We start from the raw sequence: 21,688 nt of genomic DNA on the forward strand, positions 1-21,688 counted from the left end.
CTACACGCTCGCCTCAGCATGGATCCACAGCGATCAGAGCCAGCCCTTGACTAGCCCACCTGCGGCTTAACTACGCGGCATTGGCTTTAGCGCCGAGTAGTTGACGGGCCGAAGGCGCGATGTACGGCTGTGGCAAGGCTGGTACGGCGCCGGTCGTGGTCGTCGGCGGGGTCGGCGGCTGTGGCGGTGTAGGTGAGGCTGCTCGGTGACCAGGTCATGGCCATGGAGATGACCATCGAGTGCACGTCGGCCGGGGGCAGGTCGGGATTGACCAGGCCCGCCTTCTGCGCCTCGGCGATGGCCTGGAGCTTGGGCGTCTCATCGGCCTCGGTGAAAAGGCGGCCGACCGGGGTGCGTTCCAGGCGGGCCCAGCCGGCCAGGCGTACCAGTTGCGGGCGGGCGAGGTAGGCGTCGTAGAGGCGCACGGCGTACCCGGGCAGGTCGTCCGCGGTCAGCGGTACGGCGTCGAGGATGCCTTCGACCTGGTCGGCCAGGACGGCGTCGAACAGGCCCTCCTTGCTGCCGTAGTAGGCGTACATCTGGGCCTTGCTGACCTTCGCCTGGACCGAGATGCGGTCCACGCGCCCGCCCGCGATCCCGTGGGCGGCGAATTCGACCGCACCCGCGTCCAGGAGGCGCCGCCTGCTCGCCTGTGCTTTGTCCATGGCACCAGACTAAACGAACTGGTTCGTTTGCACTGCACCCGGATGGGGGTTACGGTCGAGCAGAAGAACGAACCAGTTCGTTTGCTAGGAGGACCTTCATGAGCACCCCCCTGACGCTGGATCCCGCGAAGCGCCCCGCGCCTGCCTTCCTGACCGGCCCGGCCAAGAAGCTGCTGATAGACGGTGCGTGGACCGACGCACGCTCCGGCGAGACGTTCGAGACCTTCGACCCGGCCACGGGCAAGGCCCTCACCTCGGTCGCCTCGGCCGGAGCCGAGGACGTCGACCGTGCCGTGGCCGCGGCCCGGCGCGCCTTCGAAGCACCGTCCTGGGCGGACATCACCCCTTACCGGCGCAGCCTCATCCTGCTGCAGATCGCCGACGTCCTCGAAGCCCACGCCGATGAACTGGCCGTGCTGGACTCGCTCGACATGGGCGGCCCGCTGTGGATGACGCGCTGGCTGGTGGACCACTCGGTCGAGGTCTTCCGGCACTACGCGGGCTGGCCGACGAAGATCTACGGCCAGACCGCCCCCTCCGACCCGTCGGCGTTCCACTACACCCTGCGCCAACCGCTGGGCGTCGTCGGCGCCATCACCGCGTGGAACGGTCCCGTACTCCAGCTCGCCTGGAAGCTGGGCCCCGCGCTGGCCACCGGCAACACCGTGGTCGCCAAGCCCGCCGAGTGGTCGCCGCTGTCCGCCCTGCGGATCGGGGAACTGCTGCTGGAGACCGACCTGCCGCACGGTGTGGTCAACATCGTCACCGGCGGCGCCACCACCGGCGAGGCCCTGACCGGCCACCGGGACGTCGACAAGATCTCCTTCACCGGTTCGCTGGCCGTGGGCAAGCGCATCCTGGAGGTCTCCAGCAAGGACCTCAAGCGGGTCACCCTGGAACTGGGCGGCAAGTCCCCGACGATCGTCTTCGACGACGCGGACCTGGAGGCCGCGGCCAAGGGGGCGGTCGCCGGGTTCGCCCAGGGCAGCGGCGAGGGCTGCGTCGCCGGCACCCGGATCTTCGTCCAGGAGTCCGTCCGGGAGCGGTTCCGTGAACTGCTGCTGCGGGAGATGAAGGCGTACACCTTCGGCGACCCCTTCCATCCCGACACCCGGATGGGGCCGCTGGCCTCACCCCAGCACTTCCAGCGGGTCTCCTCCTACCTGGACATAGCCCGCGAGGAGGGCGGCACGCTGGAGACCGCCGGCGAGAGCGAGGGCCTGTACATGCCGCCCACCCTCATCGAGAACGTCGGAGCCGACGCCCGCGTGGTGCGCGAGGAGATCTTCGGCCCCGTCGCCTCGCTGATGACATTCACCGACACCGACGACGCCATCGCGCAGGGCAACGACACCATCTACGGCCTGTCCGCCTCGGTATGGACCACGAACCTGCAACGCGCCCACCACACCGCGAGCGGCCTGCGGGCCGGAACCGTGTGGATCAACGCCTACGCCGACATGAGCGCTGGCACCGTGCCCTTCGGAGGCTTCAAGCAGTCCGGCATCGGCCGCGAACACGGCATCGAGGTCCTGGACGCCTATACCGAGACCAAGACCGTCATGATCCACCTCTGACCTCTCCATCGGCACCTTCCCGTACGCTCGCCCGCAGAGCATGACCCACGCGCCCGGACCGCATGACCCACCCCGTCCGGCCCCACCAACCGAACCCGGTAACCCGTACCGGCGGGCTCACCCGGCGCGGGACTCCGCGACCGCCACGCGACCGGACCGCAGGGACGCCCGACGCTGTACCGGGCTGCCGAGAGCGTGCGCAAGGGCGAGGAGGCTGTCGTCCGACACCGTCCGCAGTCCGTACTCCGCCAGCAGCGCGGCCATCCGCCGCGGCCTCCACAGCGAGCGCCACGGCTCGCCCGACGTCACGGAACTGCTGAGCACGCGTGCCAGCAGCCGGCCCGCGGCCGCCCGCACCGACGGCGCCTGATAGTTGACGACGAGCGCGCTGCCCGGGGCGGTCCGGGCAGCGAGCGCGGCGACCGTCGCCCGGACCTCGTCGCGCGCGAGGTACGGCACGACGCCCTCCCACAGCCATGTCGTCGGGGCGGACGGATCGTGCCCGGCCGCATCCAACGCCGCACCGAGATCGTCGACAGCGAAATCGACCGGCGCGAACTGTACGGAACGGGCATCGGCCGGCAACTCGTTGGTGACCGGACCGCCCTCGTCCGGACCTCGCAGCTGTGCGGCGCCGAGACGGGCACGCTTGTCCTGCTGGGAGGCCGGATGGTCGACCTCCCACACGGCTGTCCGCGCGAGCTCGGGCAGCCGCCACGCGCGTGTGTCCAGACCGGCGCCGAGGATCACGAGCTGGCCGGTCGGGCGAGCGCGCAGTGCCTCGTCGATCGCGACCGTCCGCGGTACGACCACCTCCGCACACGCCCGCACACTTTCGTACGCGATGCGCGCCTGCCAGCCCTCCGGCACCGTGCCCGCGCGCACCTCGTCCACGGGCGCGCGCTCCGCGACGCGTAGCAGCCGTACCGCCACCGGATCCGCGAACCGGCCGACGGCGGTCTTCCCGTCCGCCGCCGCCCGCCCCTGGCAGACCAGTACCGCCGTCCGGCTCGCCGCACGCGCACTCTCGCTCATGGAGCCGTATTCAACACCTTCCCCACTGCCCGTGAAACGGCGTCCGAAGGCGGCAGACGACGAGGTGTCCGCCCGGCAGGACGCGTGCGAGAGGGCGGAGCTCCGCACCCGTCGATCCCGTCGTCGGGCGGCGTCGCGGCGACGGCCCGCACGAAGCGTCTCGTCCCCAGGGACGCCGCCGGCGACAACGAGCACGGCCGCCGCCATGACCCCGTTACCAGTCCATTTCGCGAGGTTAATTTCCACGTCCGAAGGGTTGGCCGGAAGTCGTCTCGTGGTTATCGTTCACGCACTTCACTCAATCGTTCCGCCGAACGAATCGCGAGAGAGACGGTCGGTCCATGCCCGACATCCACCTGCCGGGGCGCCGCTCGGTGCTCGCCGCGGGCGCGGCCGGCGCGGCCTCGCTCGGCGCGTCCTGGCTGCTCACCGGCTGTACGGGGGCAGGCGCCGCCCCCGACCTGACGGCTGCCGCCCTGAAAGGCACCCCCGACGCCGGCGGCACCCTGCGCATCGCCCGGCCCCCGGCCTCCGACGCCGAGACCCTCGATCCGGCCGGCTCCCTGTCGGCGTACGAATATCTCGGCGCCCTCTACAACCGGCTGGTCCGCGTCGGCGCGGACGGCGAACTCGCCCCCGACCTTGCCGAGTCGTGGGAGTCCGACACCAGGGCACGTACCTGGACCTTCCGGCTGCGCAAGGGCGTCACCTTCCACGACGGACGCGCCTTCACCTCCGCCGACGCCGCCTACACGCTGCGGCACATCCTCGACAAGGCGACCGCTTCACCCCAGGCCGCCGTCCTCGCCCCGCTCGTCGACCCGAGCACCCTGCGCATCCCCGACGCCCACACTCTCGTCGTCCCCCTGAAGACCCCGAACGCCGAGTTCCCGAGCCTGCTGACGCACTACAACTGTTATGTCGTCCCGGACGGCAGTGCGAAGGGCATCGGCCGCACCGGCATCGGCACCGGCCCCTTCAAGCTGGAGTCGTTCACCCCGGCGGGCGCCGGGCGGGTCACCGCCTACCGTGACCACTGGGCCGGCCGCCCGGTCCTCGACAGGATCGACTTCTACTCGGTCGCCGACATGTCCGCCCGCTCCAACGCCCTGCTGGCCGGACAGGTGGACCTGCTGTCCCAGACCAACCTCGACTTCGCCACCGCCCGTGTGGTCGCCGCCTCCGACCGGGCCACCATCGCCCGGGTGCAGGACGCGCAGTGGTACGTGCTGCCGATGCTCACCACCGAGAAGCCGTTCACCGACGTACGCGTCCGGCAGGCGATGAAGCTCGCCTACGACCCGGAGCACGTCGTGAAGGTCGCGCTCCAGGGCGCGGGCAGCGCCGGCTGGGACAACCCTGTGCCGCCCACCGACCCCGCCCACATCTCCGCGCACCCCGCGCACGACCCCGAGAAGGCCCGCCACCTCCTCAAGCAGGCCGGCCACGACGGCCTGGCCGTCGACGTCTACACCTCCTCCTACGACCCGCTGTTCACGCCGATGGCCCTCGCCTACCAGGACTCCGCCAAGCGCGCCGGCATCCGGCTCCGGGTCAGGACGGCCGCCGCGGACTCGTACTACACGCAGATCTGGATGAAGAAGCCGCTGATGGCCACCTACTGGTTCACCGGGCGGCCCGTCGACCAGCTCTTCACCCAGATCTTCCGCAGCGGCTCCTCCTACAACGAAACCGCCTGGTCCGACAAGGAGTTCGACGCCGTCCTGGACCGGGCCCGCGCGGAGACCGACGACACCGCACGCCGTGAACTGTACGGCGAGGCGCAGCGGCTGGTGATCGAGCGGGGCGGGGCGATGACCCCGATGTTCGCCGGCCGGCTGGTCGGCATCTCCCGCAAGGTCCGCGGCTACGCCGAGCACGGCTTCGAGTTCGACTATCTCAACATCGGCGTGAAGGGGGCCTGAGCATGCTGTCGTTCACCCTGCGCAGGCTGGCCTCGGCCGTCGGCACGCTGTTCCTCTCCTCGGTCCTCGTCTTCCTCGCCGTCCAGGCCCTGCCCGGCGACGTGGCCACCCAGATCCTCGGCAAGGATGCCACCCCGGACGCCGTCGCCGCCCTGCGCGACCAGCTGGGCCTCGACCGGCCCGCCTGGGAGCGCTACCTCGACTGGGTCAAGGGTGCCCTGCACGGCGATTTCGGCACCTCGCTCGTCTCCGGGAAGGGCGTCGGCGGCGAAGTCGCCCAGTACCTCGGCAACTCCGCGCTCATCGCCCTCGTCACCGTCCTGTTCGCGGTGACCGGCTCTCTCGTCCTGGGCGTCCTCGCCGGCCTGTACCGGGACCGCTGGCCCGACCACCTCATCTCCACCGTCAGCCTGGTCGGCATGAGCGTTCCCGAGTTCGTGGTCGCCACCGTGCTGGTGCTGTGCTTCTCCGTCGCGCTGCCCTGGTTCCCCGCGGTCGTCCTCTACGGCCCCGAGGCGAGCGTCGGCCAACTCCTGCCCGCCGTATGGCTGCCCGCGTGCGCACTCGCCGTCGTCATGGCCGCCTACATCGTGCGGATGGCCCGTACCTCCGTCATCGACGTGCTGGCCGGCGAGTACGTCACCACCGCCCGCCTCAAGGGCCTGTCCACCTGGCGGGTCGTCACCCGGCACGCCCTCCCCAGCGCCCTGCTGCCCACCCTGCACGTCATCGCCCTCAACGTCGCCTGGCTCGCCGGCGGCGTCGCCGTCGTCGAGAACGTCTTCAACTACCCCGGTATCGGAAAGCTGATGCTCTCCTCCGTACAGAACCGCGACCTGCCCGTCATCCAGGCCATCGCCCTCGTCAGCGCCGTGATCTACGTCGTCTGCAACCTCGCCGCGGACCTGGGCGCCATGGCCCTCAACCCCAGGCTCCGCACCCGAGGGAGGACCCGGTGACCGCACTCGACACCGCCCCGGCCACGGCCACCGCACCGGCGGCCCCGGGTACCGCCGCCCGCGCCTGGCGCGGCCTGTGTTCCTCCCGCACCGCCCTGGTGGGCCTGGCCGTCGTCGCCGCCCACATCCTGGTCGCGCTGCTCGCCCCGCTCCTCACCGCCTACGACCCGATCGCCAACGACGCCTCGCACGCCCTGCTCGGCCCGAGCTGGGAGCACTGGGCGGGCACCGACCAGTACGGCCGTGACGTCTTCGCCCGGGTGCTGTACGGCGGCCGGTACGCGCTCGGCGTCTCCGTAGCCGCCACCCTGATCGCCGTCGCCCTCGGCACGGTCGTCGGCTGCGCGGCCGCCCTGCGCGGCGGCTGGTTCGACGACCTGCTCGGCCGGGTGCTGGACGCGATCCTGTCCGTGCCGTCGATCCTTGCCCTGCTCGTCGTCGTCACCGCGCTCGGCACCGGGCCCGCCGTGATCGTCCTCGCCGTGGCCGTCGTCTTTGTCCCCCAGGTCGTCCGCGTGGTGCGCGGCGCCGCGCTGGCCGTCGTTCCCCTGGACTACGTCACCGCCGCCCGCGCCCGCGGCGAGAGCACCTGGGCGATCCTGCGCCGGGAGGTCCTGCCGAACATCACCGACGTGGTCTGCGTGGAGTTCGCGATGCGCGCCTCCTGGGTGGTGCTGCTGATCTCCTCGCTGTCCTTTCTCGGCTTCGGCGCCGATCCGCCGACCCCCGACTGGGGGCTGATGGTCGCCGAGAACCGCACCGCCATCACCGTCGTCCCGATGGCGAGCCTCGCGCCGATCATCGCCCTGGCCACCCTCGTGGTCGGGCTCAACCTCGCGGCCGACGGCCTGTCAAAGGCGTGGGGCGTGGACCGGATCAGGGAGGGTTCCTGATGACCTCTGTCGTTTCCGTCGACTCCCTCTCCGTCGCCTACCGTTCGGGCGGCCGCGTGGTGCCCGTCGTGCACGAGGTGTCCCTGGAGGTGACGCCGGGCCGGACGCTCGCCCTCGTCGGCGAGTCCGGCAGCGGTAAGTCGACCGTCGCCGCCACCCTCCTGGGCCATCTGCGGCACGGCTCCCGGATCACCGGCGGCAGCGTCCACGTCGACGGACAGGACGTGTTCGCGCTGCCCGCACCGCAGTTGCGTCGGCTGCGCGGCGGGACCGTCGCCATGGTCGCCCAGAACGCCGGACACGCACTGACCCCGACCATGCGCATCGGGCGGCAGATCCAGGAGGCCGGCGGCCAGGTACCGGTCGTCGACCTGCTCGAACAGGTCCGGCTGCCACGCCCCGCCGAACTGGCCCGCCGCTACCCGCACGAGCTGTCCGGCGGCCAGCAGCAGCGCGTCGCCATCGCCATGGCCGTCGCCGCCCGCCCCAAGGTCCTGGTCCTCGACGAGCCCACCACCGGCCTGGACGTCATCACCCAGCGCAGCGTCCTGGACCTGATCGCCGCCCTGCGCGACGAACTCGGCCTGGCCGCCGTCCTGGTGAGCCACGACCTGGGCGTCGTGGCCCACATGGCCGACGAGGTGTGCGTCCTCAAGAGGGGCCGGGTGGTGGAGTCGGCGGCCACGCGGCGGCTGTTCGCCGCGCCCCAGGACCCGTACACGAAGCGGCTGCTGGCGAGCGTGCCGCGCCTGGACGACGCCGGTCTCGCGGTCGTGGACGAGGCGGGGGAGCGGACGGTCCGCGCCAAGGCCGTGGTCCCGGACGGCTCACCGGTCGCGGTCGCCGCGAGCGACGTCACGATCGACTACGGCAGCACCCGCGCCGTGCACGGGGTCTCCTTCCACGTCCGCCGCGGTGAAGTCCTCGCCCTGGTCGGCGAGTCGGGCAGCGGGAAGTCCACGCTGGCCTGGACACTGGCGGGCCTGCGCACCCCCTCCGGCGGCACCATGACGCACGAGGCCGGGGATCTGGCCCGCCCCGCGCCCAAGCGGCCGCAGTCGCTGCGGCGCCGGGTCCAGCTGGTCTTCCAGAGCGCGGACACCTCCCTCAACCCACGCCGCTCCGTCGGCGACGCCGTCCGCCGCCCGCTGCGGTTCTTCGGCACCGCGACCGGCCGCACCGAGGCCGCCGAACAGGCCCGCCGGCTCATCGCCGACGTCCGCCTCGACCCGGCCCTCGCCGACCGGCTGCCCGCCCAGCTCTCCGGCGGACAGCGCCAACGCATCGGCATCGCAAGGGCGTTGGCTGGAGAACCGGACGTGCTGATCGCCGACGAGATCACCACCGCGCTGGACGTCTCCGTCCAGGCCGAGGTGCTGCGCCTGCTCGACGACCTGCGCCGGGAACGCGATCTGGCCTGCCTGTTCATCAGTCACGACCTTGCCGTCGTGGGTGGCATCGCCGACCGCGTCGTCGTACTGCGGCACGGAGTCGTCGTCGAGGAAGGCCCCACGGAGACCGTCTTCGACGCGCCCGGCCACCCCTACACCCGGCGGCTGATGGCGGCCGCCTTCGAACCCGACCCCGACGCACCGCCACCGGCCGACGACGCCGCCGACTGGGCGGACGCCGCCGAGGCGGACGACATCTGGACGGACCTGGGCGACGGCCATCGCGTCCGCCGCTGGCAGCCCGTCAACGCCCCTGTCACCGAAGGAGTTTCGTGAGGTACCGGGACCAGTTCGAACGCCAGGTCGTCAGCGAGAACGTCTGGATCCCCACCCGGGACGGCCGCGCCCGGCTGCACGCGCGCGTCTGGCGGCCCGTGGACGCCGGGTCCGACCCCGTGCCCGCGCTGCTCGAATACCTCCCGTACCGCAAGAGCGACTGGACCGCGCCCCGTGACGCCCAGCGCCACCCCTGGTACGCCGGACACGGCTACGCATCCGTCCGCGTCGACATCCGCGGCCACGGCGACAGCGAGGGCACTCCCGGCGACGAGTACGACGCACAGGAACTCGCGGACGGCGTCGACGTCGTCAACTGGCTTGCCGCACAGCCCTGGTGCACCGGCAAAGTCGGCATGTTCGGCATCTCCTGGGGCGGCTTCAACGCCCTCCAGACCGCCGCCCTCGCCCCCGAGCCGCTCAAGGCGATCGTCACCGTCTGCTCCACGGACGACCGCTACGACAACGACGTCCACTACACAGGTGGCGCCGTCCTCGGCATCGACATGCTCGCCTGGGCCGGCACCATGCTCGCCTTCGCCTCCAGGCCCCCGGACCCGCAGCATGTCGGCGCCGACCGCTGGCTGCCCATGTGGCGCGGACGCCTCGACGCCCTCGCACCCTTCCTGCACACCTGGCTCGACCACCAGCAGCGCGACGCCTACTGGCGGCACGGCAGCGTCTGCGAGGACTACACCGCCATCGACGCCGCCGTCCTCGCGGTCGGCGGCTGGCACGACCCGTACCGTGACGCCGTGCTGCGCCTGGTCGAGCACCTCCCGGCCGACCGGGTGCGCGGCCTGATCGGCCCCTGGTCCCACCAGTACCCCGACCGCGGGCTGCCGCCCGGCCCGGCGATCGGCTTCCTCCAGGAGACCCTGCGCTGGTGGGACCAGCACCTCAAGGACACCGACACGGGAGTGATGCGCGAACCGCTGCTGCGCGCCTGGATCAACGACCCGGTCCCGCCCGCCACTTCGTACGACGCGATGCCGGGCCGCTGGGTGGGGGAGACCGACTGGCCCTCCCCGAAGGTGACGTGGAGCGAGCGCGCCCTGGCACCCGGCACCCGTACCCCTGTCCTCGTCCGTTCCCCGCAGCACACCGGCATCGACGCCGGCCGGTTCTTCCCCTTCGGGAATGCCGGCGACCTGCCGCCCGACCAGCGCGAGGAGGACGGCCGTTCGGTGTGCTTCGACTCCGGACTTCTCGCCGAGCGGCTCGAAATCCTGGGCCGGCCGCGCGTCCGGCTGCGTCTGGACAGCGCCACCCCGCGCGCACACGTGATCGTCCGGCTGTGCGACGTCGCTCCCGACGGCTCCTCCACGCTGGTCACCCGCGGGGTGCTCAACCTGCTCAGCAGGCACGGCCGGGACAAGGCCGTCGAGTGGACCCCGGGGACATACGAGGACGTCGAGGTCGAACTCACCGGCATCGGCTACGCCTTCCCGCCCGGCCACCGGGCCCGCGTGGCCGTCTCCGACACGTACTGGCCGTGGGTGTGGCCGCACGGTGAGCGCGGCGAGCTGAGGGTCGTACCCGCCGACAGCGCCCTACTCCTGCCCGTGCGGGCGGCCGGCGAGGAACCGCCGGTCGTCTTCGAGGAGCCGGAACAGGCGCCACCGCTGCCGGTCACCTACGACAAGCCCGCCGAGCCGCGGCCCGAGCGACTCGTCACGCACGACGTGGCGGCGGGGGAGTGGACCCTGGAGGTCGACCCCAACTACGGCGGATCACGGACCTATCCGGACGGGCTCCGCTACGAGGAGAGTGCCCGGGAGACGTATCGCATCCGCGGCGACGACCCGCTGTCCGCGAGCGCGGTGTCGGAGTGGCGGATCCGGCTCCGGCGCGGCGACGACTACGACGCTGAGATCATGACGCGTACGGAGCTGCGTGCCACGGCCGCGGACTTCGTCATGGACAGCCGTATCGATGCACGGGCGAACGGAGAGACAGTGGCCAAGCGCTCCTGGCACCACACCAGCGCGAGGACGTCGGGGTGACCGCCGCCAAGCCGCAGCGCTCCGCGAAGACCCCGCGCCGTGCCGTCGCCGCCGCCGACCGCACCCGCCAGCCCACCGAGGTCCGCCGCCGGCTGATCGTCGAGGCGGCCGTCCCGCTGATCGCGGAGCGCGGCTACGCCTCGGTGGGCGTCCGGGACGTGGCGGCCGCGGCCGGCGTCTCCGTCGGGACGGTCACCTATCACTTCGGCAGTGTCCAGGAGATCCTGTCCGAGGCCATGGTGCTGCACATCGAGCGGTACTACGCGGCGCTCAGCGAGGCCGCCGAGCAGGCCGGCAGCGGTGCCGAGGCGCTGCGACTGCTCGTCGACGCGCTCTTCACCGAGGACACCGACCGGCACTGGCGGATGTGGTTCGACTACTGGAACGCCGGCGACCCGGACACCGACGAGGCGTTCGCCCGTGGCCAGGCCCAGCGCTACGCGGCCTGGCACCACCAGATCCGTACCCTGGTCGAACGGGGTGTCGTGGATGGGGAGTTCGCGGCCGACGACCTGGACGGCTTCACCGTCCGCTTCGCCGCCCTCGCCGACGGCCTCGCCCTCCAGCGGCTGCGCCAGTCGCCCCCGCTCAGCACCCAGGACGCCCGCAGGCATCTGAACCGGCTGGTCGAGAGCGAACTCGTCGGCGTTCGGGTGACCAGGCCCGACGAGATCACCCCTCCGTAGTCGGCTGGCGAAGCGCACTCGTCGACGCAGCGGAGAATCGCCCGGTCCAGGCCCTGGAAAAGCTTCACATTCCCGCGATCCGCACGTTCCCGCGGACACCGGCTGTCAGAGGGGCGGCCAGTTTCGCAACGCCGCGTCGGCCACCTGCTGGAGTTCGGAGCGGGTGGCGCCGCCGACGGCCTGGACGGCTATGCCGTTCGACACGGTCATAAGGTATCGGGCGAGCAGTTCCGGGTCCGTGCCCGGGGGCAGATCCCCCTCGTCGACAGCCCGCTGGAACCGGTGGCGGAGGCGAGCACGGCCGTCGTCACGCCAGGCGATCAGGGCGTCCTGGGCGACCCGTCCGGAGTCGCCGGCGGCCAGCGAGCCCTGCACACCCAGGCATCCGGCCGGGCAGCCGGGGCGGGTGGTCGTCCTGACCGAGCCGGCGAGGAACGCCATGGCCACCTCCCGGGCGCTCCGCTCCTCCAGCGCGCGGGCCACATAGGCGGCAGGGCCTTCGGTGTAGCGCTCCAGTGCCTTGCGGAACAGCTCCTCCTTGTTGCCGAAGGCCGCGTACATGCTTTTGCGGGCGATGCCCATGGCGCCGGTCAGGTCGGTCAGGCTGGCGCCTTCGTAGCCCTGGCTCCAGAAGACCATCATCGCCTGCTCCAGGGCCTCGTCGGCGTCGAAGCCTCTCGGCCGGCCGATCGGCGCTTTCCCAATGATCTCCACGACCCCATCGTATCCCCTCGATACCGATCGGTGCAGAAGTGCTACGGTCTAGTTCTGCCCCGATCGGTATCTAAATTTCGGGAGTTCAAACAAATGGGACAACTGGAAGGCAAGACCGCCGTCGTCACCGGCGGCAGCACCGGAATCGGCCTTGCCGCCGCCGCGCGGCTGGCGTCCGAGGGAGCCCACGTCTTCATCACGGGCCGGCGCAAGGAGGCGCTCGACAGGGCCGTCGAGTCGATCGGTTCAGCGGTCACCGCGGTGCCGGGCGACATAGCGGAGCCGGCCGACCTGGACCGGCTGTACGACGCGATCCGTGACCGCGGCCAGGGCCTGGACGTGCTGTTCGCCAACGCGGGCATGGCCACGCTCGCACCGCTGGCGGAGGCCACCGAGGAACAGTTCGACCAGATCTTCGGCGTCAACGTCCGGGGCACGCTGCTCACCGTGCAGAAGGCGCTGCCGCTGCTCAACGACGGCGCCTCAGTGATCTTGAACGACTCCATCCGTGCCGACGACGGCTGGGAGACCTTCGGCCTGTACTCGGCGTCGAAGGCCGCGATCCGGTCCCTCGCGCGGACCTTGGCCAACGAGCTGAAGGGCAGCGGCATCCGGGTGAACACGGTCGCACCGGGCGCCATCGACACCCCCGGAGTCGACACCGCCGTCGGCGAGGAGAACGCGGCCGCCGTCAAGGCGGACCTCGCGACGGGCGTGCCGATCGGCCGGATGGGACGCCCGGAGGAGGTCGCCGCCGCCGTGGCCTTCCTCGCCTCCGCGGACAGCAGCTTCATGTTCGGCACCACCCTGTATGTCGACGGCGGGGAGAAGCAGTTCTGACCCCGTCCCATCGGAATCAGGGGGTGACTGAGCGCCCGGTTCGACCACGGGGTGCGTCACCTGACGGGGCTCGCGCTCAGCTCTGCGCCGGGTGTGGCGGCCTTCGTGCTCTCTGCAGTTGTCCGGAGGGGTGTCGGACGCCGGCTGTCGGATGCCTGTCGGCGCTGGCCGTGATCTGTCGGTGGTTTGTCGGTGGAGGTTGCGACGTTGGGCGGGTGGGTGCTCCCCATGAGCACGCTGCCCGAGCGCAAGGAGCCTGTCATCGTGACTTTCACATCTCAGAACCGGCCGTGGGACGTTCACCGGCTGCCGTCTGCCGAGGGCAGGAACTTCCTGGTCACCGGGGGTAACGCCGGGATCGGCTACTTCGTCGCGGAGCAGCTCGCCGCCACCGGCGCCGTCGTCGTGCTCGGCAGCCGGGACGCTGCGAAGGCCGACGCTGCCATGGCCTCGATCCGCTCCCGCGTCTCCGGCGCGCACGTGCGACACCTTCACCTGGACCTCGCCGCCCTGTCGTCCCTGAAGACCGCCGTGGACAGGCTGGACCTGGATCATCTCGACGCGGCGGTCTACAACGCAGGGGTCGCACTCGACGACCCGCCGCGTCGGGAGACCGGGGAGGGCCACGAGCTGATGTTCGGCACCAACCATCTCGGCCACTTCGCGCTCACCCAGTGGCTGGCCCCCCTGCTGTCCGCGGCGCCGGCGGGCCGCATCGTGACGGTCGGAAGCTTCGCGGCGCGATCCGAGCGGCTGGACCTGGGCGATCTGCAGTCGACCCAGGACTACCGGCCCAAGCGCACCTACGGCCGATCGAAGCTGGCGCAGATGTGCTTCGGGTTCCAACTCCATCGCCGCCTGCTCACCCTTGGCAGCACGGTGCTCAGTGTGGTGGCCCACCCCGGGGGCGCACTGGACTCTCTCACCCCCTCCCGCCCGCCGGTACGCGTGACAACCCCCGGCGAGCGCCTGCGCGCTGTGCCCGCAGGGCTCTTGGTGCAGGGCAAGGACGCCGGTGCATGGCCCGTCGTCCGTGCTGTCCTCGACTCGGGGGTCCAGGGAGGGCAGCTGTGGGGGCCGAGGGTCTTCGGCCTGCGTGGCACACCACGGCGTGAGCCCGTCCCCACACATATGGCCGATCCAGCCATCGCCGCTCGCCTGTGGGACGCCAGCGGTGACCTGACCGGCACCGAACCGCACCTCGGCTTCCGGTAGACGCAGAGCCACGCCCAGGGCAGCCATCCTGGACGACCCCTGCGGTGCTCATTCGCCGCTCTTCGCGCTCGGGGTGGTTACCGCTGTCCAGCCCGTTCTGCTCGTGACGGCTGCCCCTTTTGCCGTGCCTGCTCCTGCTCGGCGGCGACTTCCTCCAGGGCGTCCACGACCTCCTTGCCCATGCGCATCGCGCATCCCAGCGGCGTAGCGGTGGCCGCGGGCTGGGGTGGCGCCGTCGGCCCCCGAAGCGGAGGCGACCCAAGTAAATCCGGCGTCGCTTGCAAGCACGGCTCCGGATGGGTACCCGGAACTTCGTCAATCCAAGGGCCTGTGCTGACGAGGAGGCTGCGGTGAGTACGAGTGACGTCCCCAGGGGGAGCACAACCAGTACACGGCCGGCCGGTTCGCTCCGGTTGGACCTGCTCGGCATCTACCTCAACGACCACCTGGCAGGGTCGACCATCGGCACCCGCCGCGCACGCTACGTCGCCGACGCTACTCGGGGCACCCCGCTCGGCGACGTGCTGGAACCGATCGCCGAGGAGATCGAGCAGGACCGGGCGAGCCTGCTGGAGATCATGGGCCGGCTCGGGGTCCCGGCACGCCGGTACAAGGTCCTGGCGGCCGGCACGGCCGAGTGGGCGGGGCGGTTCAAGCCCAACGGACGCATCATCGGCCGTTCTCCGGTCACCACAGTGGTCGAACTCGAGTTCCTGCGAATCGGCGTCGAAGGAAAGGCGGCCGGATGGCGGACGCTGCGCGTACTCGCGGACACGGACGCCCGCCTCGACCACCGGCAGCTCGACGAGCTCCTCGCGCGGGCGGAACGGCAGCTGAGCACATTGGAAGAGCTCCGTATCCGCAAGGCGCAGGAGGTTTTCCGAGGCCGCACATGACCGGTGTGAGACACGGGTACTCAGCGCCCCAGAGGGGATGCCGGACATTAGTGACGAACGTGAGGAATCTCGCCATGACTGTTCCCGAGGAGAACCGTCCGAAGACGGATGCCACCGACGACGTCGTCATGGAGCCGGCGGAGAACGGGGACCTGGAATCCTCGGACGGCCGCCGTAACACCGGACCGTCGGGCCGCACGCTCCGTGAGGCGATGGAGGAAGCCGGGATCGACAGGGACGACTTCGAAGACCGGTAGGGGACGACTTCGAAGACCACTGACACAAAGAGTCAAGACCGGTAACGCAAGGAGGTTGCCATGGCACACACCAGCGTTCCGGAAGTGCTGGGCGCGCTCAAGGACGTCGACTTCCCGGCAGACAAGGACGAGCTGGTCACGGCCGCGCGTTCGGCGGGCGCCCCGGATGAGGTGGTGAAGGCGCTGCGGGGCATCCCGCCGGAGCAGTACGCCAACCGCGAGGAGGTGGCCCGGTCGGTCCGTGTGGACCCGGACTCGGACCTGGACCACAACGCCACGCAGCGCGCCGAGCAGGCCCGCGACGGCGGCAAGCCCGGGCTCTCCCAGCACCTGCGGGAAGAGCCCAGGACGCCGATCCAGGAGGAACTCGATCGCTGACACTTGGACACCCCCATGACCGCTCCCCACGGCTCCCGGGACGACCGTGACTCGCTGCGGAGGCTGCTGGCGGCCGAACGCGTCGACACGGTCGGCCAGATCGCCGCGCTGAGCCGTGAATTCGATGGGATCGTGGAGGCCAACGCGCTGGTCGCGGTCGACGACGAGCACGACCCGGAGGGGTCGAGCACCGCCTTCGAGCGAGCCCACGTCGCCTCCTTGCTGGCGCAGGCCCGTCACTATCTGGTCGACGTGGATCAGGCGCTGGAACGGCTGGAAGCGGGCGAATACGGACAGTGTGCAGTGTGCGGCGAGCCGATACCGAGGGAGCGCCTCGAAGTGCGCCCCGCGGCGACCACCTGCGTCCGCTGCGCGGCGGCCGCACGCGGCTGACCGAGGGGCCGCCGCGGGCCACCGACCGGCCTCCGATGAGAACGCTCAGCCTGCGCTGCAGCGCAACAGACGCGAGCCGCTCGCCCGGCCTGCTGACCCTGCGACCGCATTCCGTCGCCTCACGCGTCGCATTCCGTCGGTAACCCAGGACTGTGTCGAGGCCACCGACCGCACGCCCTACCAGACGTCGTCGTCGAAGGTGTCGATGCGGCTGAGTTCGCTGGTGCCGACGTCGGCGACGACGTCGAGGCGGCAGAGGCGCCCGATAGTCCCGGCCACGGCGCGCTCGAGCGCGCCGGCCTCCGTCACGACGGCGCCGGACACCTGTACCCACTCGGCGTCGAAGCCGGCCGTGGCCTCTTGCAACGGGCCCGGACGGCGGCCGAGGACGGCCACGCTCGCTTCCTGCTCGAGGAACGCACGCGCGCGCGGTCGCCCGGCCGGTTCCGGTGCCGGCTCCTGTAAGGAGGACGACCTGGCCGCGGTAGGAATGGCTGGCCGAGTCCGTCATGATCGCAGCGACTCCCGCGGTGCCGCTTTGGCTGACGTGAACACTTCGGCGTCTGCGGCGACGCCCCCTGACGGATTTCCGCAACCTGGGGCATGTGCCGCCCTGCCGAGGCTTCGGCCGGGGGGATGCGTCGCGGGAGGCGCTGCGGGGAGGATCGATTTACTGGATCGAGCCCGGGGATCGGGACCTTCACGCCGTACCCCGACACCACTGAGCAGCAGTTCGAAGAGCTGGTCGCGGTGAACCTGAAGGTGCCGTACTTCCTCACCCAGTGTCTGCTGGCGGACGGCGGACGGCGGACGCATCCTCAACCTGTCGCGCGATCCGGGTCGACACTGTCCGCGGCGGCGCCACCGGGAGCGACTTCGGCTACCGGATCATGCACGGCGCCCAGGTAAAGGATCTCTCCGCCAGGAGCATGGCGCTGGGCTGCGTCGGAACCCCCCGACGACCTCGGTACGGCGGTACCGGCCCTGCTCTCCGAGGCGTTCGGGTGGGCGAACGGCGGCGGCGCGGTGAGCGCCAGGACCGGCTGACGGTGCCTGGTCGCCCCGGCCTCGTCACGATGCCCCAGGTCCCGAAGCCGGCCCGACCGCGCCAATCCAGCCCGGACAGAGCGCACCCGGATCCGTACGAACACGCCAGCGAGGTAAGGAGCTTCCCTGCAGCCTTCTTACCTGCGGCTCAGCACGGATGTCCGCACCAGGGGTTGACAGGAAGCTCCTCACGCCACAGCCTTTGGCAACGTTGTCATTTCCGCTCGGTGCGGGGTGTGCAGAGCCACTCCGGCTCGCTCCGCCGCTTTTGATGGGACGTCAGATTCATGACCGATCAATCGGATCCGTGGCGCAATCCGTCGCGACGGTCCATAGTCGCCACGGGCTCCACCCTGTTGGCCGGGTTCGGACTCAGCTCGTTGCTCCCTACATCGACCGCGTCCGCCGCCACGGGCCTGCCGACGCAACCCGCTTCGCCTCTGGAGCTTGCGCTCAACCGGCCCGTCTCGGTCTCCTCGACCGCCTACGCCCCCACGCCCGGGTCCTTCGTGGTCGACCGGCTCACCACACCCGGCGTGCGGGGCAGCGGGTGGCGGGCGGAAGCCGGCGACCCGCAGTGGATCACTGTCGACCTGCAGGCCGCATGCAAGGTCACCTGGATCCGCCTCACCTTCGAAGCCGACGCCGCAGACCCGGTGTTCACTCCACCCACCAGCGGAAACCCTGCCGACGGCACCACCGGCAAGGAGATCCTGTCGAGCTACGCGGTGGACTGCGTGGTCGAGACGTCCCTTGACAAGAAGTCGTGGACGAGTGTCTACCGCACCACCGCGGGGACCGGCGGAGCGGTGGACATCCAGCTTCCCCGGCCGGTGCCGGCGCGCTGGGTGCGTATGACGTCCCGTAAGCGCTCCAGCCCCCTGCCTCTCGGGCTCAATGGCTTCGAGGTGTACGGCACCCCCGAGGGGCACCGTCCCTCGGCGACCGGCTGGACCGACTGGGGCACCCAGCACGGCGAGGCGCCCAGGCTGACCGTTGCCGACGACGGCACGGTGCCGGTGGAGTCCGGCTGGCGGCTCACCCTGGACGACTGGGCCGGCGACGACGGTCCCGGTCTGTCGAAGGCGTCCGTCGACACGAGCCGCTGGCTGCCCGCCACCGTCCCCGGCACGGTCCTGGCCTCCCTCGTGGACCAGGGCAAGCTGCCGGACCCGGTCGTCGGGCTGAACAACCTCCACATACCCGAGGCACTGTCGCGGCACTCCTGGTGGTACAAGCGGGACTTCGAGCTGCCGCACGGCCTGCGCACCGGGTCCGGCCGCAGGATCTGGCTGGAGTTCGACGGCGTCAACCACAAGGCCGATGTCTGGCTCAACGGTGAGCGGGTCGGTGACCTGACGTTCCCGTTCGCCCGCTCCTCGTACGACGTGACCCGGCTGCTCACTGCGGACGGCGCGAACGCGCTGGCCGTCAAGATCACGCCGATGCCCGTACCCGGCAGCCCCGGCGACAAGGGCCCCCTGGGCGAGTCCTGGGTGGACGCCGGCGCCGGGCAGATGAACCTCAACTCGCCCACCTACCTCGCCTCCTCGGGCTGGGACTGGATGCCGGCCGTCCGCGACCGCGCGGCGGGGATCTGGAACCACGTCCGGCTGCGATCCACCGGGCAGGTCGTGATCGGCGACCCGCGTGTGGACACCGCTCTGCCGAACCTGCCGGACGTGTCGGTCGCCGAGCTGACCGTCGTCGTCCCCGTCCGCAACGCCGATTCCACCGACCGCAAGGCGACGGTGTCCGCGGCCTTCGACGGCATCCGGGTGTCCAAGGTCGTCACCGTGCCGGCCGGCGAGAGCGTCGACGTGGTCTTCGCCCCCGACGCCTTCGGGCAGTTGCGACTGCGCGACCCCAAGCTGTGGTGGCCGAACGGCCTGGGCGAGCCGGCCCTGCACGACCTCACGCTCACCGCGTCGGTCGACGGCACCGAGAGCGACCGGCGCGTCACCCGCTTCGGTATCCGCCAGTTCGGCTACGAGTACCAGGTGCCGCTGCCCTTCACCGCGTCCGGTGACTCGTACACCCAGTCCGTCACCTTCGGCCGGCAGCAGGCCCGGTACGTGCGTATCAACTGCCGTACGCGGTCAACCTCTTGGGGCAGTTCCCTGTGGACCCTGGCCGTGCGGGACAGCACCCGGCCGGCCACCGACCTCGCCCTGCACGCCCCCGCCGACGCCTCCAGCACGGACGGCGGCGACCACGCCGCGGCCAACGTGACCGACGGCAATCCGGACACCCGCTGGTCCTCCGCCTACCAGGACGACCAGTGGATCCGCGTCGACCTCGGCTCGGCACAGTCCTTCGACCAGGTCGACCTCACCTGGGAGCAGGCGTACGCCAAGTCCTTCCTGGTGCAGGTCTCGTCCGACGGCACGGCATGGACCGATGTGAAGTCGGTGGACAACGGTGCCGTGCCGTTGCCTTTCAACAACGGCAACGCCAGCCTCCAGGTCGAGGACTTCGACCAGCGGACCGCTCGCTATGTCCGTATCAACTGCGGCCTGCGCAACACCAGTTGGGGCAACTCCCTGTGGTCCCTCAGTGTCGTCGACCGCGCGGCCCCCGGGACCGACCTCGCCCTGCACAAGACGGCGAAGGCCTCGACCGAGGAGTCCGACCACCCGGCCTCCCATGCCACCGACGGCGACGCGGGCACCCGCTGGTCGTCCCAGTACGAGGACCACCAGTGGATCCAGGTGGACCTGGGCTCCGCGCAGAACTTCGACCGGGTGGCGATCGTCTGGGAGTCGGCGTACCCGAAGACGTATGTGATCCAGGTGTCCGACGACGGCCAGCAGTGGACCGACGTCAAGTCCGTGTCGAACGCGCCCGATCCGCTGAAGATCTCCGTCAACGGCGTGCGGGTGCTGGCCCGCGGCGGCAACTGGGGCTGGGACGAACTGCTGCGCCGGATGCCGGCGGAGCGGATGGACGCGGCGGTGCGGATGCACCGCGACATGAACTTCACCATGATCCGCAACTGGGTCGGCACCAGCGACCGGGAGGAGTTCTTCGCCGCCTGCGACCGGCACGGCATCCTCGTCTGGAACGACTTCCCCAACGCCTGGGGCATGGACCCGCCGGACCACGACGCGTTCAACTCGACCGCGCGTGACACCGTGTTGCGCTACCGCATTCATCCCTGCGTGGTCGTCTGGTGCGGGGCGAATGAGGGCAACCCGCCGGCCGCCATCGACAAGGGGATGCGCGAGGCCGTCGAGCAGCAGGTGCCCGGCATGCTCTACCAGAACAACTCGGCCGGCGGGATCATCACGGGCGGCGGCCCCTACGGCTGGGTCGAGCCGGAGAAGTACTTCGACCCCGGAACCTACGGCAGCAAGGACTTCGGCTTCCACACCGAGATAGGCATGCCGGTGGTCTCCACCGCGGCGAGCCTGCGCAACATGACGGGCGACGAGCCGGAGTGGCCCATCGGCGGCGCCTGGTACTACCACGACTGGAGCGAGCGCGGGAACCAGGCGCCGCAGAACTACAAGGCCGCCATCGAGTCCCGCCTCGGTGATGCCACCGGCCTGGACGACTTCGCCCGCAAGGCGCAGTTCGTCAACTACGAGAACTACCGGGCCATGTTCGAGGCGTGGAACGCCAACCTGTGGGACAACGCCACCGGTCTGATGCTGTGGATGTCTCACCCGGCCTGGCACAGCACCGTCTGGCAGACCTACGACTACGACTTCGACGTCAACGGAAGCTACTACGGTGCCCGTTCCGCCTGTGAGCCGCTGCATGTCCAGGCCGACCCGGTGAAGTGGCAGGTCGTGGCGGTCAACCACACCCGCGCGGACCTCAAGGACGCCACCGTCACCGCGCGCCTGTATGACCTGTCCGGCCGGCAACTCGGCGGGAGCAGGACCGCCCGGGTGAACGTGGCACGGGCCGCCAAGACGGAGGCGTTCACCGCCGACTGGACCGACGGCCTGCCCGACCTGCACCTGCTGCGGCTGACCCTGGAGGACGCCCACGGCAAGGAGCTCTCCCGGAACACCTACTGGCGCCACCGCGAGCCCGCCTCCATGCAGGCCCTCAACAAGGTCAAGCAGGTGGACGTGTCCGGTTCCCTCGGGCAGGCGTCCAGTTCCGGGGACCGTCACGAACTGACCGCCACCGTCCGCAACCGCGGCTCGGCCGTCGCCGCCATGGTCCGGCTGTCCCTGGTGGACGAGGCCGACGGCCGGCGCGTGCTGCCGACGCTCTACAGCCACAACTACCTGTGGCTGCTGCCCGGCGAATCGCAGACCGTCACCCTGTCCTGGCCGTCGCAGGCCCTCGCCTCACGCCGTCCGGCGTTGAAGGTGGAGGCCTACAACAGCCGCGCCACGACGATCCGCCCCTGACCGGCCCGCGCATTCCCGCCGAGGGCACGCCGGACGTGCTCTCGGCGGGATGCGCACGCAACACGCGGCGATGCCGCCGACAGGCTTGGACAACCGGTAGTCCAC

Annotated in this window: 18 protein-coding genes; 14 read left to right on the forward strand and 4 right to left on the reverse strand. The window is 70.9% G+C overall.

Translation table 11 applies throughout. The features are described from left to right. Positions 1-86: 86 nt before the first annotated feature. Complete coding sequence (locus ABZ396_RS39105; protein WP_358924960.1) at positions 87-665, reverse strand: TetR family transcriptional regulator; 579 nt, start codon at positions 663-665, stop codon at positions 87-89. Between the two features lie 98 nt (positions 666-763). On the opposite strand from ABZ396_RS39105, the gene ABZ396_RS39110 reads away from it, so the two are divergent. Next, on the forward strand, positions 764-2,242 hold the full coding sequence (locus ABZ396_RS39110) for an aldehyde dehydrogenase family protein (RefSeq protein ID WP_358924958.1): 1,479 nt from the start codon (positions 764-766) through the stop codon (positions 2,240-2,242). Between the two features lie 117 nt (positions 2,243-2,359). Here the strand turns inward: ABZ396_RS39110 and ABZ396_RS39115 are convergent, their stop codons facing one another. Beyond that, entirely contained in the window at positions 2,360-3,277 is a 918-nt protein-coding gene (locus tag ABZ396_RS39115; RefSeq protein WP_358924956.1) for a class I SAM-dependent methyltransferase, read from the reverse strand. Positions 3,278-3,618: 341 nt separating this feature from the next. Here ABZ396_RS39115 and ABZ396_RS39120 point away from each other — a divergent pair, with 341 nt between their 5' ends. The 6 genes from ABZ396_RS39120 to ABZ396_RS39145 are packed head-to-tail and all read left to right on the forward strand — an operon-like array spanning position 3,619 to position 11,473. Continuing rightward, positions 3,619-5,202: an ABC transporter substrate-binding protein gene (locus tag ABZ396_RS39120; protein ID WP_358924955.1), complete on the forward strand. Its 1,584-nt coding sequence runs from the start codon at positions 3,619-3,621 to the stop codon at positions 5,200-5,202. A 2-nt stretch (positions 5,203-5,204) separates the two neighbouring features. Next, positions 5,205-6,161: an ABC transporter permease gene (locus tag ABZ396_RS39125; RefSeq protein ID WP_358924953.1), complete on the forward strand. Its 957-nt coding sequence runs from the start codon at positions 5,205-5,207 to the stop codon at positions 6,159-6,161. Beyond that, positions 6,158-7,054 carry an ABC transporter permease gene (locus ABZ396_RS39130; RefSeq protein ID WP_358924951.1) on the forward strand — a complete coding sequence of 299 codons (897 nt, stop codon included), beginning with the start codon at positions 6,158-6,160 and terminating at the stop codon, positions 7,052-7,054. Before ABZ396_RS39125 ends, ABZ396_RS39130 begins: the two co-directional genes overlap by 4 nt. After that, positions 7,054-8,781: an ABC transporter ATP-binding protein gene (locus tag ABZ396_RS39135; RefSeq protein ID WP_358924949.1), complete on the forward strand. Its 1,728-nt coding sequence runs from the start codon at positions 7,054-7,056 to the stop codon at positions 8,779-8,781. Before ABZ396_RS39130 ends, ABZ396_RS39135 begins: the two co-directional genes overlap by 1 nt. Further along, positions 8,778-10,787, forward strand: a complete 2,010-nt coding sequence (locus ABZ396_RS39140) for a CocE/NonD family hydrolase (protein ID WP_358924947.1) — start codon at positions 8,778-8,780, stop codon at positions 10,785-10,787. The genes ABZ396_RS39135 and ABZ396_RS39140 overlap by 4 nt, the downstream gene beginning before the upstream one ends. Then, complete coding sequence (locus ABZ396_RS39145; RefSeq protein ID WP_358924945.1) at positions 10,784-11,473, forward strand: TetR/AcrR family transcriptional regulator; 690 nt, start codon at positions 10,784-10,786, stop codon at positions 11,471-11,473. The genes ABZ396_RS39140 and ABZ396_RS39145 overlap by 4 nt, the downstream gene beginning before the upstream one ends. A 105-nt stretch (positions 11,474-11,578) precedes the next feature. Here ABZ396_RS39145 and ABZ396_RS39150 read toward each other — a convergent pair whose 3' ends face one another. Further along, entirely contained in the window at positions 11,579-12,187 is a 609-nt protein-coding gene (locus ABZ396_RS39150; RefSeq protein ID WP_358924944.1) for a TetR/AcrR family transcriptional regulator, read from the reverse strand. Positions 12,188-12,280: 93 nt separating this feature from the next. Here ABZ396_RS39150 and ABZ396_RS39155 point away from each other — a divergent pair, with 93 nt between their 5' ends. The 6 genes from ABZ396_RS39155 (at position 12,281) to ABZ396_RS39180 (ending at position 16,166) form a co-directional block, all read left to right on the forward strand. Then, complete coding sequence (locus ABZ396_RS39155) at positions 12,281-13,027, forward strand: SDR family oxidoreductase (protein ID WP_358924942.1); 747 nt, start codon at positions 12,281-12,283, stop codon at positions 13,025-13,027. Between the two features lie 264 nt (positions 13,028-13,291). After that, positions 13,292-14,242, forward strand: a complete 951-nt coding sequence (locus tag ABZ396_RS39160) for an SDR family NAD(P)-dependent oxidoreductase (RefSeq protein ID WP_358924940.1) — start codon at positions 13,292-13,294, stop codon at positions 14,240-14,242. 350 nt (positions 14,243-14,592) lie between these two features. Beyond that, complete coding sequence (locus tag ABZ396_RS39165; RefSeq protein WP_358924938.1) at positions 14,593-15,138, forward strand: hypothetical protein; 546 nt, start codon at positions 14,593-14,595, stop codon at positions 15,136-15,138. 74 nt (positions 15,139-15,212) lie between these two features. Next, positions 15,213-15,395, forward strand: coding sequence for a hypothetical protein (locus ABZ396_RS39170; protein ID WP_358924937.1), 183 nt, complete (start codon positions 15,213-15,215; stop codon positions 15,393-15,395). A gap of 60 nt (positions 15,396-15,455) precedes the next feature. Next, entirely contained in the window at positions 15,456-15,773 is a 318-nt protein-coding gene (locus ABZ396_RS39175) for a DUF2795 domain-containing protein (RefSeq protein WP_358924935.1), read from the forward strand. A gap of 15 nt (positions 15,774-15,788) precedes the next feature. Beyond that, positions 15,789-16,166, forward strand: a complete 378-nt coding sequence (locus ABZ396_RS39180) for a TraR/DksA C4-type zinc finger protein (RefSeq protein WP_358924933.1) — start codon at positions 15,789-15,791, stop codon at positions 16,164-16,166. Between the two features lie 177 nt (positions 16,167-16,343). Here the strand turns inward: ABZ396_RS39180 and ABZ396_RS39185 are convergent, their stop codons facing one another. Further along, positions 16,344-16,562: a hypothetical protein gene (locus ABZ396_RS39185; protein WP_358924932.1), complete on the reverse strand. Its 219-nt coding sequence runs from the start codon at positions 16,560-16,562 to the stop codon at positions 16,344-16,346. A gap of 938 nt (positions 16,563-17,500) precedes the next feature. Between ABZ396_RS39185 and ABZ396_RS39190 the strand changes: the two genes are divergently transcribed. After that, positions 17,501-21,583 carry a discoidin domain-containing protein gene (locus ABZ396_RS39190; RefSeq protein ID WP_358924931.1) on the forward strand — a complete coding sequence of 1,361 codons (4,083 nt, stop codon included), beginning with the start codon at positions 17,501-17,503 and terminating at the stop codon, positions 21,581-21,583. Positions 21,584-21,688: the final 105 nt, after the last annotated feature.

It is taken from the genome of Streptomyces sp. NPDC005866 (assembly GCF_040629895.1).
In the GTDB taxonomy this organism is placed as follows: Bacteria; Actinomycetota; Actinomycetes; order Streptomycetales; family Streptomycetaceae; genus Streptomyces.

Excerpts from the sequence above, each read along its gene's own strand:
- ABZ396_RS39170 (WP_358924937.1), top strand. The coding sequence starts at position 15,213 with ATGACTGTTCCCGAGGAGAACCGTCCGAAGACGGATGCCACCGACGAC.
- ABZ396_RS39190 (WP_358924931.1), top strand. The coding sequence starts at position 17,501 with ATGACCGATCAATCGGATCCGTGGCGCAATCCGTCGCGACGGTCCATA.
- ABZ396_RS39155 (WP_358924942.1), top strand. The coding sequence starts at position 12,281 with ATGGGACAACTGGAAGGCAAGACCGCCGTCGTCACCGGCGGCAGCACC.
- ABZ396_RS39105 (WP_358924960.1), bottom strand. The coding sequence starts at position 665 with ATGGACAAAGCACAGGCGAGCAGGCGGCGCCTCCTGGACGCGGGTGCG.
- ABZ396_RS39135 (WP_358924949.1), top strand. The coding sequence starts at position 7,054 with ATGACCTCTGTCGTTTCCGTCGACTCCCTCTCCGTCGCCTACCGTTCG.
- ABZ396_RS39180 (WP_358924933.1), top strand. The coding sequence starts at position 15,789 with ATGACCGCTCCCCACGGCTCCCGGGACGACCGTGACTCGCTGCGGAGG.
- ABZ396_RS39120 (WP_358924955.1), top strand. The coding sequence starts at position 3,619 with ATGCCCGACATCCACCTGCCGGGGCGCCGCTCGGTGCTCGCCGCGGGC.
- ABZ396_RS39125 (WP_358924953.1), top strand. The coding sequence starts at position 5,205 with ATGCTGTCGTTCACCCTGCGCAGGCTGGCCTCGGCCGTCGGCACGCTG.
- ABZ396_RS39110 (WP_358924958.1), top strand. The coding sequence starts at position 764 with ATGAGCACCCCCCTGACGCTGGATCCCGCGAAGCGCCCCGCGCCTGCC.
- ABZ396_RS39175 (WP_358924935.1), top strand. The coding sequence starts at position 15,456 with ATGGCACACACCAGCGTTCCGGAAGTGCTGGGCGCGCTCAAGGACGTC.
- ABZ396_RS39115 (WP_358924956.1), bottom strand. The coding sequence starts at position 3,277 with ATGAGCGAGAGTGCGCGTGCGGCGAGCCGGACGGCGGTACTGGTCTGC.